The sequence below is a fragment of the Leucobacter sp. USHLN153 genome (assembly GCF_037145615.1).
GTDB lineage: Bacteria > Actinomycetota > Actinomycetes > Actinomycetales > Microbacteriaceae > Leucobacter.
In genome coordinates, this window is record NZ_JBBCXE010000003.1 from 1 (window position 1) to 17456 (window position 17456).

Sequence of the window (17456 nt, forward strand, 5' to 3'; positions counted from 1 at the left end):
GAGACATTTCAGTCATGCGGATCAGCTACCCGTCGCCCAACCGGCCCACGCCGACGCGAGCGCGTCGTAGTTCTCAACCCAAAAATCAACATTCGGCTTGATTCCGCTGTCCATGTGATCGGTCACCATCCAGTCCGAAAGCGTCTCGTCGAGCTCCGGCTTCGCGTCGACATTGACCCCACCGTAGGAGGTGAGCTCGCTCATCTTCGCCTGCTGTTCGGCTCCCAGCGAGTAGTTCACCATCGCGAGGGCGGCCTGCTTGTCCTTCACGCCCTTCGGGATGCCGTTCGAGTCGACCATCAGCATCCACTCGTCCCACATGGGGGCGACCGGTGCACCGGCGTCTGCGGCGCCGTATCCGCGACCCGACCAGACGAGGCCCATCACGGCCTCGCCGGCCTCGAGCTGCTGCTGCGCCTGAGCGCCCGTCGTCCAGCCGATCACGTCGTCGCCGAGGTCGCGGTACATGTCGAACGCGCCCTCGATGTCGTCGACCGAGATGTCGTTGACGTCCTTGCCCTGCGCGGTCAGCGCGAACTCGACGGTCTGCGGATCGACGTAGGTGGACTGGCTCACGGTGCGCTTGCCCGGGAACTTCTCGGTATCGAAGAAATCGGCCGCGCTCGTCGGCGGGTTATCGCCGAACGCCTCGGTGTTGTACGCGACGACCAGGCCGTACACGATCTGCGGCACCATGCAATCATCCGTGATCGTGCCCTCGGGAATCTTCGAGATGTCGACCTGGTCGTAGTCGTACTTCTCATAGAGCGTGCCGCAGCCGCGTGCCGTGTCGAACTGGGTCGCGTTGACCACGTCCCAGGTCACGTTGCCGGCGTCGACCATGGCCTTGAGCTTCCCGGAGTCGAACGCATCTTGATTGACGGTCGCGCCCGAAGCTTCGGCGAACGGATCCCACATCGCCTCGGTCTGACCGTCCTGGAAAATTCCGCCGGATCCGGCGAACGTCAGGGTCACTCCGTCGAATGCGCCCTCGGGCACCTCGCCCGCGACCGGCGTACCGAGATCGCGTTCCGGAGCAGCCTCCTCGCTGCCGCCGCCTCCGCTGCAGCCGACCAGCGCGAGTGCGAGTGCAGCGCCACCGGCGACGACGGCAATGCCGCGCCGTGCGGCAACCTTCTTCGATTTCAACATGCTTCATGCCTCACTTCGTTGTGTTCGGACGCACTGAAGGTACCAGCCGCCGCCCCCGCTGATGCCCGCGCTGTTACGCCTTCGTTACCGCGCCGGCCGCATTTCATAACTTCGTATGTGCTCGCCTCGCCGAGGTGTACGAAGATAAGTTTTCATCTGTACAGTGACTGCGCAGATCGAGCTCGACCGTGCGAATACGTACGATAGGAGCGGCATCGCAGGAGTTCGAAGGGGAACACGCATGGATATTGTCGTCATTGGAGCGGGACTGTCAGGCTTGACGGCGGCTTGGGAGCTCACGAAGGCGGGGCACCGCTGCACGGTGCTCGAGGCGCGCGACCGAGTAGGCGGTCGCACCTGGTCGCACCGGCTCGACAATGGCGAAGTCACCGAACGCGGTGGCGAGTACGTCTTTCCCACGGAGTTCGCGATCCGCAAGCTGTCGGCCGAGGTCGGCGTGCCGATCATGTCGCACGGGGTGCGCTACGGTCGACGCACGGTCAATGGACGCGTGATCTCCTTCGACGAGCTCGGTGCGACCTCGCGGCTCGTGAGCGAAACCCTCGCGCGCATGATCGCGGATGGAGAGACGTCGGTGTCTCTCGAGCGCGCGTTCGCTGAGGCTCTGGGTTCCGACTACCGACTCGATCCGGTGTACCGTCGCACGACCACTTCGACGGCGGCGGATCCCGCGCTCGTGAGCGCGGAGGCGGTACTCCTGCATGAATCCTCGACGGTCGGAGGGTATATCGAAGACGGTGGACGCTTCGTGGGCGGCAATCAGTCCCTGTCGATCGAGCTCGCGCGTCGGCTCGGCGACGCGGTGCGATTGGAACACCCCATCACCGGCGTCGATCAGTCGGATTCCGGGGTGCAGGTCGCTCTCGCCGACGGGTCGCGCCTCGACGCCGACGCGGCCGTCGTGTCGGTGCCGCTGCCGGTGCTGCGCAGCCTCGAACTCGGTTTCGCGCTGCCCGAGGCGCAGCAGCGAGCGCTCGATCACCGCTTCATGGGTGTCGCGGCGAAGCTCGGTGTGCCGCTCAAGCGCGTCGACGACGACATCGCGCTGCAGAATCCGGATCACACCTGGTGGTCGTGGCGATCCATGTCGATCGATGGGGAGCACCGCATCAACGCGCTCTCCTCCTTCGCGGGTGGCCCGTTCGCGCTCGAAGCGCTCGGCGTGGAGCAGGGCTCCGAGGGATGGACGCGCGCCCTGCAGCGGATGCGCCCGGAGCTCGAACTCGACGGGGATCCGCTGCTGACGACCTGGGCCGATGACCCGTGGACGCAGGGCTCCTACACCGCTCCCAACCTCGAGTGGAGCGTCGACGACGCGCTCGCCTTCGAGACGCCGGCTGGCCGCGTGGCGGTCGCCGGTGAGCACACGGGCCTCGCCCAGTCGCTCTCGGGCGCCGTCGCGTCCGGGTACCGTGCGGCCGACGCTCTGCTTCGCGGTCCCTTAGCGTGATCGCGCGCCGATTCGGATGACGTTCACCGTTCGCTCGCTGCTCGACGTGCCGGAGCTGCAGTTGACCTCGCTGACTCCCGGGGTCGGCGAGCAGCGTCCCGTGACGTGGGCGCACGCGTATGAACAGCCGGATCCTTGGCGCTGGGTGGGGGCGGGCTGCCTCGTCATGACGACGGGCATCCCGCTTCCGAGCACCACTGACGAGCAGTGCGCGTATCTCCGCGGCATGTTCGAGGCCGGCATCGCGGGTCTCGTGCTCGACACGCTTCGATCGCCGGTCTCGCTGACGGAGCCCACGCTCGCCTACATCGCGCAGCTCGGCTTTCCTGCCCTGACGAGCGGCCCCGAGGTGCCGTTCATCGCGATCGCGAAGGCGGTGGCGGAAGCGCTGGATCTACAGACGACGGAGGAGCTCTACCGGGCTTTCGGTGCGCACGATATCGAGGGGCCCATTGAGGACTTGCTCGCGGAGCTCGGGCGAATCCTGGGCGGATCGCTGACTCTGCAGCCCGTGACCGGGGCGGCCACTCCGAGTGTCATCGCGCACCCTGAGCCGGGCACGTACGCGCTCCCGCTCGTCGCGCCGGGCGGGTCCGAGCTGCGCTTCGACACCGGGGGCACCGTGGATTCCGCCCAGCTGCACCACGTCGCGAGCATCGTCGGAAACGCGATTTCGATCGGCGTCGCGGCAAAACGCAACGAGCGCATGCACGGATCGCTGCTCCTCGCGGACCTCTGCAACGCTTCGCTCCCGACCGCCCCGTCGGAGCATCTCGTCGATGCGTACGGTGTCGAGGCGCCGTATCTCCTCGCCGTGTGGCAGGTCGAGGATCCGCGCGCCGGGTATGAGGACGCTCACCAAGCCCTGGCAACCGCGGGAGTCCCGGGACTCGCGACGATCAAGGATCACCAGCTGGTCATCCTCGCTGGAGCCGAGTCAGGCATCCTGCCGGTGTTCGAAACCCTGGCGAGCGCGGACGCCCCGATCGGTGTGAGCGAGCGCTTCGATGAGCTCGAGGCGCTGGCGACGGCGCTGCGACAGGCGCGGAGCGCCGCGATCCGCCCCCACCAAACCGGCCATGTGCTGCGGTTCGAAGAGCACACCACGGCGTCACTCTTCCTGCCGAACGACACGGAGCAGCTCCGCAGTATGTGGCGGCAGGTGCTCGGCCCCCTGCGAACGTACGACGAGCAGCGCGGCACTGCGCTCATGCACACGCTGCGGGTCTTCCTGGAGGAGAATCGCGGGTGGGTGCGGGCCGCCGAGCGCCTCTTCGTGCATCGGCAGACCCTCGTCGCGCGCATATCGCGTATCGAGAAGATCATCGACCGCGACCTGTCGTCGATCGAGGACACCTCAGAGTCATGGCTCGCAGTGCAGGCCGCCATCGCGAGCGGCGATCTCGAGTCGAGCGGGCGACCGCCGGGCGGCGGTGCGGGTGGCGAGCCAGGCGCTCCCGCGCCGTGAGGTTCTTGAGAACGTAGCGCTTTAGCGCTTTAGCGCTCTAGCGCTCGCAGGTGCAGCGTTCGTTCCGCGGCACCCCGGCGAGCGCCTGCTCAACGTGCTCTCCGCAGCCCGTCCAGGTGACCTTATTGCATCGGGTACAGCGGATGGGTGAGCACATCAAGGAATCCTCTCGTCGAGAGCCCTGCGCAGGGCATCGGGTCCATCTTCGCACGCGTGGGGAAGTGGTAGCTTGAAGTTCGGTATGGACCGGGGAAGGGAGGCGGCCGCATGACCGCAGCGGACGCAGGATCGCGCGCGCAGGAAGCACCGCGCGCTCAGAGCGATATGCCCTCCGAACGCGAGATCTTGATTGCCGAAGCCGAGATCTGGGCCGCGCAGGATATCGACTCGTCGACGCGCGCCGAGGCCCGGTCACTGGTCGAGCGCACGCGCCGTGGCGACGCCGAGGCGGAGCGCGAGCTCGCTGAGGCGTTCGGCGGTCGGCTCTCCTTCGGAACCGCGGGCTTGCGGGGTCGGCTGGGCGCGGGGCCAGGCCGCATGAATCGCGTCGTCGTCTCCCAGACGAGCGCCGGTTTCGCGGCGTACCTGCTCGAGGTCGAGCAACGTCGAGGCTCTGGTGATGCGCCCTCCGTCGTGATCGGCTATGACGGGCGGGTCGGCTCTGCGATTTTCGCCCGTGACGCCGCCGAGGTTTTCGCAGGGGCCGGTGTCAACGCCTATCTGCTCCCGGAAGCGGGCCCCACCCCGCTCACGGCGTTCGCGGTGCGCCACCTCGACGTCTCAGCAGGCGTGATGATCACCGCGAGCCATAATCCCCCTCGCGATAACGGCTACAAGGTGTATCTCGGCGGCGACGACGCCGGCTCGCAGATCGTGCCGCCGGTGGACGCGGAGATCGCGGCCCACATCGATCGCGCAGCGCAGCGCCCGGTCTCCGAGCTCGTGCGCTCGCACGGATACACGACGCTCGGCCGCGGTGTCGCGGATGCCTACGTCGCGGAGACCTCGGCAGCCGTGCTCGCCGGTCTCCCCCAGCGTGAAGACGCACCCGGTGTTGCGGTCGGCTCGGATGTCGAGCCGAAAGTCGTGTACACGGCGATGCATGGTGTGGGGGCGGCCCTGGCTCAGCGGGTGTTCGCCGCGACCGGCCTTCCCCGCGTCGTACCCGTGATCGAGCAAATCCATCCGGACGGCGCGTTCCCGACGGTGGACTTCCCGAACCCGGAGGAGCCCGGTGCACTGGATCTCGCGTATCGCACCGCTCGGACGGCTCGCGCAGACCTCATCGTCGCTCACGACCCCGATGCCGATCGCCTCGCTATCGCCGCGCTTCACAGCAGTGAAGCCCAGGGGTACCGACGGCTTACCGGGAACGAGCTCGGGTTGCTGCTCGGCTGGCGCGCGGCGGAGCGTGCGGTTGCTCGGGCGGCCGAGCGCGGCATCCCGGTGGCCGGCACGCTCGCCTGCACCATCGTGTCCTCGCCGGCGCTCCGCGCGGTCGCGGCGGCGTACGGGATCGACTACGCCGAAACGCTCTCCGGTTTCAAGTGGGTCTCACGCGTTCCTCGCCTGATCTTCGGGTTCGAGGAGGCGCTTGGCTACCTCACGCACCCCGCGATCGTCCGCGATAAGGACGGCATCTCCGCGAGTGCGGACGCGATCGCCATGTTCCGCGAGCTCGCTGCGACAGGTCGCACGGTCTGGGACCGTCTCGATGAGGCGAGCGAGCGTTTCGGCCACTTCGCGAGCGGGCAGGTCACGGTCCGCCTCCCCTCGATGGCCGACGCGAGCGCTCTGATCCGCCGTATCCGGCAAGACCCGCCTCGCGCGTTCGGCGAGACCTCCGTGCGCGGGTCGCGCGATCTCCTGAACCGGGGCGAGGCCGAAGTGCCCGCAGACGTGCTGCGGTTCGACCTCGCCGACGGCTCTCGCGTCATGATCCGCCCGAGCGGCACCGAACCGAAACTCAAGATCTACCTCGACACGTTCAGCGACGAGGGATCCGCGCAGCAACGTCGCGGTGCCGCCGAGCGCTCCCTGGAGGAACTCGAGCGCGCCGTGCGTCACCTCCTCGACGAGGTGCAGCGCGATAGCGGTGCGTCGCGCGAGGGCGCATGATCGCCGAGTGGAGCGCGGCCGACGCCGCTGCGCAGCTACGCATTCCTGTTGAGACTGACGACAAGTATCAGCGCGGCGTGCTCGGCGTGCGAACGGGAGCGGCGCAGTTTCCCGGCGCTGCGGTGCTCGGGGTCTCGGCAGCCTGGCGCACCGGGGTCGGAATGGTGCGATACGTGCCGCCCGTCGACGAGGGACCTGCTCCCTACGGCCTGCCGTCGCCCGCGGTCGCGGTACTCGCGGCTCGCCCCGAGACGGTCATCGGCCCGCCGCCGGGGCGACCGTGCGACGCGTGGCTGATCGGATCGGGAACCGACCCCGCGCTCCGCTCGCCGGCCGAAACTCACGAACTGCGTACGCTCCTGGCGGGCAGCGCACCTGTGGTGGTCGATGCCGGCGCACTCGATCTGGTGCACGAGGAGCGGGGCGATGACGCCCCGCTGATCCTCACCCCGCACGGAGGCGAGTTCGAGCGACTGTGGCAGGCGAGCGAGCTTGGTGCGCTCCCCGACGGCTGGGACCCCCGGACGCCCGATAGCGAACTTCGCGCGTCGCTCGCCGGGAGGCTTGCCGATGCGCTCGGAGCGACCGTTCTGCTCAAGGGTTCGGTCACGGTCGTTGCGAGCCCCGGCGGCTTCCGGCGGCGGATCGGGCCCGCAACGCCCTGGCTCGCGAGCGCCGGCACCGGCGACGTGCTTGCCGGGATACTCGGAGCCCTGGTCGCGTCGCGGGCGGAGGAGGTCGGGCAGGATCCGGAACTTCTCGCGCAGCTCGGAGCGACGGCCGCGCTGCTCCACGACAGTGCCGCTCGCATCGCCTCCGAAGGAACGCGCCCGATCACCGCACTCGATGTTGCGGAATCGACGCCGGCCGCGTTCGCCGCGCTTACAGCCGCGGTCGTTTAGTTCCTCCCTTGCCCCGCGCGGTGCTGAGCCGAAGCCCCTCATCAGCGTCTTCAGGCTCAACAGTACGGATTCTCGACCCTCGGCTCTGATGGAGGCGGATCCGCTGCTGAAGGCGATGCGCTAGAGGTCGAGGAGGCCGCCCGCGGAGCGGCCGAGGTTCTCGTCGAGGCCCGTCGCGATCCACGACGACGTGAGCAGCAGCGCGCGGCAGATGAGGTTGAACCACAGCAACAGGCCGACGAACACCGTGAATGTCGTGAGCAGCGGATTGTTCGTGCCGCCCACGACGAGCAACCCTGCGAGCGCCTTGAGCCCCAGCAGCGCAAGTGCGCCCAGCGCGCACCCCGTGATGAGATGCCACCGCGGCACCAGGATCTCGGCCAAGAAGCGGTGCATCGCCGCGATCAGCAGAAAGTCGAACACGAAGACGGCCGCGTATCGCGCGACCGCCCCCAGCGTGCCGAGGAGCCAATAGTTGTCGGCGACGCCGAGCCAGGCGAACACGTGATCGGCGGCATTGGAGCTCAGCACGGTAAGCGCGGCCGACACCAGCAACGCGATCAGGAACAGGATCGCGAGCACGAGATCGCGGAGCTTCAGGAGCACGGGATTCCGGTAGCGGCGTACCTCCAGTCCGAAGATGAGGCGGATCGACCGCCGTGTGCCTGAGAACCACGCGATGGAGATCCACAACAGCACCGCGCCCGCGATCGCGCTCGACCAGTCGATGGAGGCGGCCATCAGTTCGCCCACGCTCACCGCGCCTCCCCCGCCAACGAGGCCCGGAATGAAAAGGTTGATCTGGGAGATCACTGTCTCGAGCAGCTCGGGCCGGTTACGCAGGACGATGCCGAACAGCCCGAACCCGAGCCAGAGCGCGGCAAAGACTGCGAAGAGCGCCTGGTAGCTCATGCCGCCCGCGAGCACGGGCCCTCCGACGTCGGTGAAGTGCAAATACGCGCGTACGGGGTGCAGGCGGTGCACCCAGCTCACCTGGTGCCTGCCGCGCACAATGGCGCGAGAAACGCGAGACGCCCCGCGTCCCTCCGCTGCAGCGGAGGAATCGCGGGGCGCTGTCATGCTCGCAACTGTACCCGTCGCCGGGACAGGATGGCCGTTACGCGGTCTTGCCGGTGCGGATCGCTGCCTTCACCTCGGCAATGGCCTTCGTCACCTGAATGCCGCGGGGGCACGCGTCGGTGCAGTTGAAGGTGGTGCGGCAACGCCACACGCCCTCGGTGTCGTTCAGGATGTCGAGGCGCACCTGCGCGTTCTCGTCGCGCGAGTCGAAGATGAAGCGGTGCGCGTTGACGATCGCGGCGGGGCCGAAGTACTGCCCGTCCGTCCAGAACACCGGGCAGCTCGTGGTGCATGCGGCGCACAGGATGCACTTGGTGGTGTCGTCGAAACGCTCGCGATCCTCGATCGACTGGATGCGCTCCTTGCCGCCCTCGGGCGCGGTGCCCGAGACGAGGAACGGCTGGACTTCGCGGTATGCGGCGAAGAACGGCTCCATATCGACGATGAGGTCCTTCTCGAGCGGCAGACCCTTGATCGCCTCGACGTAGATCGGCTTCGAGATATCGAGGTCCTTGATCAGCGTTTTGCAGGCGAGTCGGTTGCGGCCGTTGATCCGCATCGCGTCCGAACCGCAGATGCCGTGCGCGCAGGAGCGACGGAACGCGAGCGAGCCGTCCTGATCCCACTTGATGCGGTGCAGGGCGTCGAGGATACGGTCGGTCGGGTACATCTCGACATCGAAGTCCTCCCAGTACGCCTCGCGCCCCGACTCGGGGTTGTAGCGGCGAACCAGCAGGGTGACCGTGAACGGCTTCGGCGCCTCGGGAGCGTCGGAGGCGGGAGCTTCAGCGGTTGCAGTGCTCATGACCTAGTACTTCCTCTCCAGCGGCGGGTACCTCAACTCGCCCTGATCATTCTTCGTAACCACGACGGGCTTCCAATCCAGGCGGATGTGGTCCTCCGGGTCCGCGGAGTGCGGGTCTCCCGAGAGGTAGGCCATCGTGTGCTGCATGTAATTCTCGTCGTCGCGCTTCGGGTAGTCGTCGCGCATGTGGCCGCCGCGGCTCTCCTTGCGGTTACGCGCCGTGTACGCGAGCACCTCTGCGAGGTCGAGCAGGAAGCCGAGCTCGATCGCCTCGAGCAGATCCGTGTTGTACCGCTTGCCACGATCCTGCACGCCAACGTTCATGTAGCGCAGTCGGAGGTTGTGGATCACGCCGAGCACCTCGGTCAGCGACTCCTCGGTGCGGAACACCTGGGCGCCGCGGTCCATGGCCTCCTGCAGCTCGCGGCGCAGATCAGCGACGCGCTCCGTGCCGGTGCCAGCGCGGAAACGCTCGACCATCTCGCGAACCATCTTCGCGGGGTCCTCCGGAAGCGGAACGAACTCGGCGCGGTTGGCGTAGTCAGCCGCGTTGTTGCCCGAGCGCTTGCCGAAGACGTTGATGTCGAGCAGCGAGTTGGTGCCGAGGCGGTTGGAGCCATGCACCGACACGCAGGCGCACTCGCCAGCGGCGTAGAGGCCGGGCACCACGGTCGTGTTGTCCGAGAGCACCTCTGCGTCGTTGTTCGTGGGGATGCCGCCCATCGCGTAGTGCGCGGTCGGGAAGACCGGCACCGGCTCGGTCACTGGGTCGACGCCGAGGTAGGTACGAGCGAACTCCGTGATGTCGGGGAGCTTCGTCTCGAGCACCTCCGCACCGAGGTGCGTGCAGTCGAGATAGACGTAGTCCTTGTGGGGGCCGGCGCCACGACCGTCGAGCACCTCCTGCACCATCGATCGCGCGACGATGTCGCGGGGCGCGAGGTCCTTGATCGTCGGGGCGTAGCGCTCCATGAAGCGCTCGCCCGAGGCGTTTCGCAGGATCGCGCCCTCGCCTCGAGCACCCTCGGTGAGGAGGATGCCGAGACCCGCCAGACCCGTCGGATGGAACTGGTAGAACTCCATGTCCTCGAGCGGGAGGCCCTGGCGCCAGACGATGCCAACGCCGTCACCGGTCAGCGTGTGAGCGTTCGAGGTGGTCTTGAAGATCTTGCCGAAGCCACCGGTCGCGAACACGATCGACTTGGCCTGGAAGACGTGCAGGTCGCCCGTCGAGAGCTCGTAGGCCACGACGCCCGAGGGCTTGCGCACCCCGTCGACCTCGGTCATCACGAGGTCGAGCACGTAGTACTCGTTGAAGAAGTTGACGCCGAGCTTGACGCAGTTCTGGAACAGCGTCTGCAGGATCATGTGCCCCGTACGGTCCGCGGCGTAGCACGCACGGCGGACCGCGGCCTTGCCGTGATCACGGGTGTGCCCGCCGAAGCGGCGCTGGTCGATCTTGCCCTCGGGCGTGCGGTTGAACGGCAGACCCATGTTCTCGAGATCGATGACCGCGTCGATCGCTTCCTTCGCGAGGATCTCAGCGGCGTCCTGGTCGACCAGGTAGTCGCCGCCCTTGACCGTGTCGAAGGTGTGCCACTCCCAGTTGTCCTCCTCCACGTTGGCGAGCGCTGCGGCCATGCCGCCCTGCGCCGCGCCGGTGTGGGAACGCGTGGGGTACAGCTTCGTGATGACCGCGGTCTTCGCCTTCGGGCCTGCCTCGATCGCTGCGCGCATTCCCGCGCCGCCCGCGCCGACGATCACCACGTCGAACTGGTGGTAGGTGACGCCGTCCTTGACAGTAACTTCCTCGCCCTGATGGGTGTTGGTGCTCACGTGAGTCCTATTCTTCGAGTCGAAATCCAGTGCTTCGCGCGGGCCTTACGGCGCCGGGCAGAACGATGCCACGAGCGACGGATCGGCTCCGGCGGGGCACGGATCGAGCGTGTAGATCACGATGGTTCCGAGCAGGATGAGGAGGGCCGTCGAGAGGAAGAGCGCGAACTTGAAGCCCTTCGCGAGGCCGCGGCGCGTGACGTAGTCGTTCACGATCGTGCGCATGCCATTCGCGCCGTGAATGAGCGCGAGCCACAGGAGCAGCGTGTCCCAGACCTTCCAGAACGGCTGCGAGAGCTTGCCACCGACGAAGCCGAAGTCGATCGCGTGAACGCCGTCACCGATCATGAGGTTCGAGAACAGGTGTCCGAAGACGAGTACGAGCAGGAGCACGCCGGAGACGCGCATGTACACCCAGCCCCACTTTTCCCAGTTCGTGGTCTTTCGTGCCGCCGCCTGCGAACGGGGGGCATCAACAGTCATAGCCATGGCTTCCTCCTCGCCCTCAGTGCCCGAATACATTCATGAGATGGCGGGGCAGGAAGCCGGCCATCGTAACCACCCACAGGGCGATAACGACCCAGAACATGGTGCGCTGGTACTTCGCACCCTTGCGCCAGTAGTCGACGAGGATGATGCGGATGCCGTTGAAGGCGTGGAAGACGATCGCTGCGACGAGCACGGCCTCGCCGAGACCCATCACCGGAGTCTTGTACGTGCTCATCACGGCGTTGTACGCCTCAGGGCTGACCCGCACCAGTGCGGTGTCGAGCACGTGAACGAGCAGGAAGAAGAAGATCGAGACACCCGTGATCCGGTGCAACACCCAGGACCACATTCCCTCGTTCCCGCGGTACAGGGTTCCGCCGGGGCGGACCTTCTTCCTCGCCACGGGTGCGGCTTCTGCCGTTTGGGCTGTCACGAGCTTCCTCCTTCGTCCGGCATCGCCGAGAGGCAACCCGGCGGCTGACATCGCCATCTCGCCATGCGCGGGTCGCCCCGACGCGGGGCATGGCTGAGAATCCACTGCGCCCACCATTATGGCACCATTCCGCGGCGCCCCTGACACGCCGGGCGCTTGCACCGACGGGCTTGCGAAGCGCGCCGAGAAGTGGCAGCGTTACACCCCCAGCGCAAGCAGCACGCATGTCGAAGCGGCGCAGTAGGCTGACGGATATGAGCAACAACGAGTCGCCCATCCCCGCGATCGAGCGACTGACCTGCCTGATTCCTGCGGGTGGCATGGGCACCCGGCTGTGGCCGCTCTCACGGGCGAACGCTCCGAAGTTCCTCCTCGATCTCACCGGCTCGGGCAACTCGCTGCTCCGCACGACTTGGGATCGCCTGGCTCCGCTGACTCCCGCGGAGCGCATCATGGTCGTCACCGGCAACTCGCACCGCCGCTCGGTCGCCGAGCAGCTCCCGGAATTGCTGCCAGACAACCTGATCACGGAGAGCGAGCCCAAAGATTCGTCGGCTGCGATCGGCCTCGCCGCCGCGATCCTCGAGCTGCGAGACCCCGACGCGATCCTCGGCTCGTTCGCCGCAGACCACGTGATCCGCGGCGACGTGCTCTTCCAGCGCGCGGTGACCACGGCGGTGCAGGCGGCGGATCGCGGCTACATTGCCACCATCGGCATCCATCCGTCTCACCCGGCGACCGGCTTCGGGTACATCGCGGGCGGTGAAGCGCGCCGCGACATCGCACCCTATGACGTGTACGACGTTACCGAGTTCGTCGAGAAGCCCGACGCGGCGCAGGCGGAAGCGTATCTCGAGGATGGCCGATATCTGTGGAACGCAGGCATGTTCATCGCTCGCGCCACGGTGCTCCTCGATCAGATGGCGCTGCAGCAGCCCTCGCTCGTCTCCGCGCTCCGAGAGATCGCTGCCGCTTGGTCGACGGAGCGCGGCGCCGAGGTGCGCGAGCGGCTGTGGCCGACGCTGCCGAAGATCGCGATCGACTACACCGTCGCGGAGCCTGCGGCGGCGGCCGGCAAGATGGTCTGCGTCGCGGCGCACTTCGAGTGGGACGATGTCGGAGACTTCGCCTCGGTCGCGAACCTGCTGACCCGTGGGGGGCGCGGCGGCGACCTCGCGGTGCTCGGTGACGGGGCTCAGGTGCTCTCGGACGCCTCGAGCGGCATCGTCGTCTCGGAGAGCGACCGGCTCGTCGCGCTCGTCGGCGTTGAGGACGTCGTGGTCGTCGACACAGCCGACGTGCTCCTCGTCACGTCGAAGAGTCGCGCGCAAGACGTGAAAAACCTCGTCAACCGCATGAAGGTGAACGGCGGCGGCCACCTGCTCTAGCGGTGCGCTCCTCGCGGCACGGGCGGCTCAGTTGTGCTCGACCTGTCAGACAGTGGATCGCCCGTGAAACGGGTCAGAACGCGGCGTTTCGACCCGCGCGACGGGCGATCCACTGCTTGATGGGCGGTGCCCCTACTCCGCGATCACGAGCGAGAACGGGTACTTGCGGGAAGACACGATCCGTCGCCCCTCAGTAAGGTCAGCCGCGCTCGATCCGAAAGGGAGACCACGATAGCGATCACCTGTCTCGAAGTCGGGCTCGTTGGAGAGCACTACTCGGCCACTCGCGTTCACGAGGGTCGTGCTTGCGAAGGTCGCGAGCATCGGGTGGAGCGCATCCTCGAGTGACGACACCAGCACGTCCGCGCACGCGACTCCCCAAAATTCGCCGGCTACGGACACGGGAATCGCGGAGGTCAGGGTGACCTCGTTGGAGCAGAGGTAATCGACGAACGGCCCAGCGACATGGCGCTGACCGGTGGCCTCAGGTACGCGGTACCACTCCAGGCGCACCAGATCGATCGCCGCCTGACCGGGCCCGAAGGTCGAAGACGCGAGGAGCCCGCGCTGCTGGCCCTGCCACCAGGCCAGCGGGTTCCCCTCCGTCACGAGGTGCCCGCTCGCGCAGAAGCCCGCGCCGTAAATGGGCCGATCGGAGGTGTCGAGCACCTCGTTTGCGCCGGCCTCGAGCAGCGCCGCGAGCTGGCCTCCCGTAAGTCGCCCCTCGCTCTGACGCTGCTGCAGCGTGGCCACGAGGCCCGGCAGCCACCGCTCCAGCGGCGCAAAGACACCGTCGAAGAAGTCATCCACGTAGCGCAACGCCGACTGCTGCGGCGCTTCGGTCGTATCAGGCAACGCGTTCAAGGGTCTCACTTCCTCTCCTTCGAGGCCGTCAGAGGATCACCCCTCCCGACGACGCGCCTCCAGTGTGCCACGAAGTCCGCCGTCACGCGGCGCAGCGAGGAGTTCGGCACGGAACTCGACGAGCCAGCGGACCGAGGCGCGCACGGTCTCCCGTACGGCGGATCGCGCGGCGTCCTCGTCGCCGGCACGGGTCGCGCGGATCTGCGTTACCAATGCCTCGTGCGTCTGCATGCGGGCGTCGCGGTCAATGTCTTGCAACGCGAGCAGCGGCGTGAACTCCGTCTGCACGCGCACGTGCTCGTTCGTCAGGCGCACTGATTGGCTGAGGGCCGCAAGCTCGAGTTGCACCTCGGTGACGCGCCGGCGCCACACAACTCGATCCAGGTCGCGCGATCGCTCGAGCACGAGCGCGACGATGTCGAGCTCCTCGGGCGTTGCCCTCTGACACGCGTACTCGGCGCACGCCGCCGCGATGGCTTCGTAAAGCACCCCGAGATCCGCGAGCGCCACACGCGGCATGACCATCAGCGCCTGCGCGTTGACCTCCTCGACCGCGCCGTGGCTGGGGCGAACGAAGCTGCCGCCGTTACGCCCTCGCCGCGTTTCGATAAGCCCGCGATGGCGGAGCGCGCCGAGCGCCTCGCGCACCGTGACAACGGCGACGCCGAGGAGTGCGGAGAGCTCGTTCTCGCTCGGGAGGCGCTCCCCCTCTGAAAACGCTCCGACGGAGATCGCTTGGACGATCCGCGCCTCTACAAGCTCAATGCGCCCTTCTTCGCCGATCGGGGCGAGCGCTGCCGTGCGAAGCCGACTCGGCGGGGAAGCGGGAACCGGCTGGACCATCGCGCTCTCCTCCACTGTTCGCCGACCCAACGAGTCTGCCACGCCATCGCTGTGGACCCGCTTCAGACTGTAACCAAACCGTAACTCGAGCAAGACCCGACACACCAAAACCTCTAAAACCATATATTATGGTTTTGCCATTGGTTCGACAACGAAGTTGAGGAGCACCGCATGACCCGCGAACCCTCGGGCCCCACCACGCCATCCCCCGCGTCCGACGGCATCGCCGTCTCCATCCGGGGTGTTGAGAAGCGTTTCGGCGACCTCGTGGCGGTGAAGGATCTCGACATCGACATCCGCGCCGGCGAGTTCTTCTCGATGCTCGGCCCCTCGGGGTCCGGCAAGACCACCGTGCTCCGAATGATCGCCGGCTTCGAGGAGCCGACCGCCGGAAGCATCGCCCTGCACGGGGAGGACGTCACCAGGTCAGCCCCGTTCGACCGCCAGGTCAACACCGTTTTCCAGGACTACGCGCTCTTTCCGCACCTCACCATCGCCGAGAACGTCGCGTACGGGCTCAAGGTCCGCGGCGTTGGCAAGGCGGAGCGCTCACGGCTCGTCAAGGAGTCGCTCGAACAGGTGCAACTCGCGCACGTCGCCGACCGCTCCCCCGCGCAACTCTCGGGCGGGCAGCGACAGCGCATCGCGCTGGCGCGCGCCCTGATCCTGCGCCCTCAGGTGCTCCTCCTCGACGAGCCGCTCGGAGCGCTCGATAAGCAGCTCCGTGAGCAGATGCAGTTCGAGCTCAAGCAGATCCAGCGCGAAGTCGGCATCACGTTCGTCTTCGTGACGCATGATCAGGAAGAAGCTCTGACGCTCTCGGACCGGGTCGCGGTCTTCAACAACGGCAAGATCGAACAGGTCGGCAGCCCGCGCGAGGTGTACGAGTTTCCCCAGACCGAGTTCGTCGCCCGCTTTCTCGGGATCACGAATCTCCTCCGCGACGAGCATGCCCAGCGCATCCTCGGAGAGGCGGCACCGCACAGCGTTCGTCCGGAACGGGTGCGGCTCGCGGATCCCACTGCGCCGCTCGAGACCGGCGGCATCTCACTGCCCGGCCGTGTACTCGAGACCGTCTATGCCGGAGCGCACACGCGGTACCTCGTCGAGACGGAGGGCGGTGCGCGCTTCATCTCGGAGCAGCAGAACACCCACACACCTCGCACGAGCTCCAGCATTTCGCGCGGCGACGCCGTGAGTGTGCGCTTCGACCGAGACCACGCCGTGGTCGTGCCGAATGCACTTGAGGCGACCGGCGCGCCCGCTGGCTCGACAGCTTCGTCCAGCTGACACGGTCGCAAGACTTCACGTTCCACCCAACACCCCGTTCACGAAGGAGTAACGATGAATAAGAAATTGCTTGCCCCCGCAGCGCTCATCGCCGCGGTCGGCCTGGCCCTGTCGGGCTGCGCCAGCAGTGGCGGCGACTCGGGAGGCGGCGGCGAGGCCGGCGGCCTCCAGATCGATGTGCCCGACGTTCCCATGATGGACGACCTCGGAGAAACCGAAGATTCGGTCAACATCCTCGCGTGGTCCGGCTTCGTCGAGCCGGAGTGGTCAGACGCGTTCACCGAGGAAACCGGCTGCAAGGTGAACCGCAAGGTCTTCGCAACGAGCGACGAAGCCGTTCAGCTCATGCGCACCGGTGAGTACGACCTGGTCTCCGCCTCTGGTGATGCCAGCCTGCGACTCATCGTCGACGGCAACGTCCAGCCGCTCAACACTGAGCTGATCCCGAACTTCGGCGACGACATCGTCGAGGGCATGAAGGGCCAGCTGTACGACACTCTCAATGGCAATGTCTACGGTATCCCGATCGGCCGCGGCGCGAACATTCTCGAGTACAACTCCGAGGTCGTTACGCAGGAGCCGACGAGCTGGGATGTCGTCTGGGAAGAGGACAGCCCCTACGCGGGCAAGATCGCCGCCTACGACAGCCCGATCTACATCGCGGACGCAGCGATCTACCTCATGGCGACGCAGCCCGACCTCGGTATCGAGAACCCCTACGCACTCGACGAGGAGCAGCTCGCAGCTGCGGTCGACCTGCTCAAGAAGCAGAACGGGATGGTGTCGGAGTACTGGTCGCCCGCGACCAACGTCACCTCGTTCACGGGCGGCAACTCGGTGGTCGGCACCTCGTGGGAGGTGCTGCGCAAGGCGACGCAGGACGAGAAGTTCAAGAGCGTGCTCCCCGAGGAGGGCTCGACCGGTTGGTCCGACGCCTGGATGCTCGCCGCTGACGCGGAGCACCCGAACTGTGCCTACGCGTGGATGGACTACACCAGTGCCCCCGAGGTGAACGGTCAGATCGCAATGAACTTCGGCATGGCGCCCGCCAACGCCGCGTTCTGCGAAACGAGCGACGAGGCCAAGGAACACTGCGACTACTACAACGCCACCGACGAGGAGTACTTCAAGAAGGTGTGGTTCTGGACCACACCGATCGACCAGTGCCTCGACGGCCGCGATGACGTGCAGTGCACGAACTACCAGGACTGGACGAGCGCCTGGGCAACCGTCAAGGGCTAATCCCTTGATGCAGGCCGGGTGATCGGACGCCACGTCCGGTCACCCGGCACCCCCGATTCCCACCACACCTGTCAG

15 protein-coding genes are annotated in these 17456 nt (G+C 67.0%); 7 read left to right on the forward strand and 8 right to left on the reverse strand.

What is annotated here, in order from left to right:
- Positions 1-21: 21 nt before the first annotated feature.
- Positions 22-1152 carry an extracellular solute-binding protein gene (locus WFH00_RS05835; RefSeq protein ID WP_336659757.1) on the reverse strand — a complete coding sequence of 377 codons (1131 nt, stop codon included), beginning with the start codon at positions 1150-1152 and terminating at the stop codon, positions 22-24.
- Between the two features lie 241 nt (positions 1153-1393).
- On the opposite strand from WFH00_RS05835, the gene WFH00_RS05840 reads away from it, so the two are divergent.
- The 4 genes from WFH00_RS05840 to WFH00_RS05855 all read left to right on the forward strand — a co-directional run bounded on the left by WFH00_RS05840 (position 1394) and on the right by WFH00_RS05855 (position 7111).
- Positions 1394-2623 (forward strand): flavin monoamine oxidase family protein, encoded by a 1230-nt coding sequence (locus tag WFH00_RS05840; protein ID WP_336659758.1) that lies wholly within the window; start codon positions 1394-1396, stop codon positions 2621-2623.
- A 16-nt stretch (positions 2624-2639) separates the two neighbouring features.
- Complete coding sequence (locus WFH00_RS05845) at positions 2640-4091, forward strand: PucR family transcriptional regulator (protein WP_336659759.1); 1452 nt, start codon at positions 2640-2642, stop codon at positions 4089-4091.
- Between the two features lie 324 nt (positions 4092-4415).
- Positions 4416-6209: a phospho-sugar mutase gene (locus tag WFH00_RS05850; protein ID WP_336660218.1), complete on the forward strand. Its 1794-nt coding sequence runs from the start codon at positions 4416-4418 to the stop codon at positions 6207-6209.
- The gene (locus WFH00_RS05855) at positions 6206-7111 is read left to right on the forward strand and encodes an ADP-dependent NAD(P)H-hydrate dehydratase (RefSeq protein ID WP_336659760.1); all 906 of its coding nucleotides are present in this window, start codon (positions 6206-6208) and stop codon (positions 7109-7111) included. The genes WFH00_RS05850 and WFH00_RS05855 overlap by 4 nt, the downstream gene beginning before the upstream one ends.
- 120 nt (positions 7112-7231) lie before the next feature.
- Here WFH00_RS05855 and WFH00_RS05860 read toward each other — a convergent pair whose 3' ends face one another.
- The 5 genes from WFH00_RS05860 to sdhC are packed head-to-tail and all read right to left on the reverse strand — an operon-like array spanning position 7232 to position 11754.
- Positions 7232-8191 carry a YihY/virulence factor BrkB family protein gene (locus WFH00_RS05860; RefSeq protein WP_336659761.1) on the reverse strand — a complete coding sequence of 320 codons (960 nt, stop codon included), beginning with the start codon at positions 8189-8191 and terminating at the stop codon, positions 7232-7234.
- A 37-nt stretch (positions 8192-8228) separates the two neighbouring features.
- Entirely contained in the window at positions 8229-8996 is a 768-nt protein-coding gene (locus WFH00_RS05865; RefSeq protein WP_336659762.1) for a succinate dehydrogenase iron-sulfur subunit, read from the reverse strand.
- A gap of 3 nt (positions 8997-8999) precedes the next feature.
- Positions 9000-10832 carry a succinate dehydrogenase flavoprotein subunit gene (sdhA, locus tag WFH00_RS05870; protein ID WP_336659764.1) on the reverse strand — a complete coding sequence of 611 codons (1833 nt, stop codon included), beginning with the start codon at positions 10830-10832 and terminating at the stop codon, positions 9000-9002.
- A 45-nt stretch (positions 10833-10877) separates the two neighbouring features.
- Positions 10878-11321, reverse strand: a complete 444-nt coding sequence (locus tag WFH00_RS05875) for a succinate dehydrogenase hydrophobic membrane anchor subunit (protein ID WP_336659765.1) — start codon at positions 11319-11321, stop codon at positions 10878-10880.
- Positions 11322-11337: 16 nt separating this feature from the next.
- Positions 11338-11754 (reverse strand): succinate dehydrogenase, cytochrome b556 subunit, encoded by a 417-nt coding sequence (gene sdhC / locus WFH00_RS05880; RefSeq protein WP_336659766.1) that lies wholly within the window; start codon positions 11752-11754, stop codon positions 11338-11340.
- A gap of 254 nt (positions 11755-12008) precedes the next feature.
- On the opposite strand from sdhC, the gene WFH00_RS05885 reads away from it, so the two are divergent.
- Positions 12009-13142, forward strand: a complete 1134-nt coding sequence (locus tag WFH00_RS05885; RefSeq protein ID WP_336659768.1) for a mannose-1-phosphate guanylyltransferase — start codon at positions 12009-12011, stop codon at positions 13140-13142.
- A gap of 132 nt (positions 13143-13274) precedes the next feature.
- On the opposite strand, the gene WFH00_RS05890 is transcribed toward WFH00_RS05885, so the two are convergent.
- Together WFH00_RS05890 and WFH00_RS05895 are read right to left on the reverse strand one after the other, a co-directional pair.
- A complete protein-coding gene (locus WFH00_RS05890; RefSeq protein ID WP_336659769.1) occupies positions 13275-14015 on the reverse strand; it encodes a hypothetical protein in 741 nt (246 codons plus the stop codon).
- A gap of 27 nt (positions 14016-14042) precedes the next feature.
- Positions 14043-14849 carry a FadR/GntR family transcriptional regulator gene (locus WFH00_RS05895; RefSeq protein WP_336659770.1) on the reverse strand — a complete coding sequence of 269 codons (807 nt, stop codon included), beginning with the start codon at positions 14847-14849 and terminating at the stop codon, positions 14043-14045.
- Between the two features lie 171 nt (positions 14850-15020).
- Here WFH00_RS05895 and WFH00_RS05900 point away from each other — a divergent pair, with 171 nt between their 5' ends.
- Together WFH00_RS05900 and WFH00_RS05905 are read left to right on the forward strand one after the other, a co-directional pair.
- Complete coding sequence (locus tag WFH00_RS05900) at positions 15021-16139, forward strand: ABC transporter ATP-binding protein (RefSeq protein WP_336659772.1); 1119 nt, start codon at positions 15021-15023, stop codon at positions 16137-16139.
- Between the two features lie 54 nt (positions 16140-16193).
- Entirely contained in the window at positions 16194-17381 is a 1188-nt protein-coding gene (locus WFH00_RS05905) for an extracellular solute-binding protein (RefSeq protein ID WP_336659773.1), read from the forward strand.
- Positions 17382-17456 lie beyond the last annotated feature (75 nt).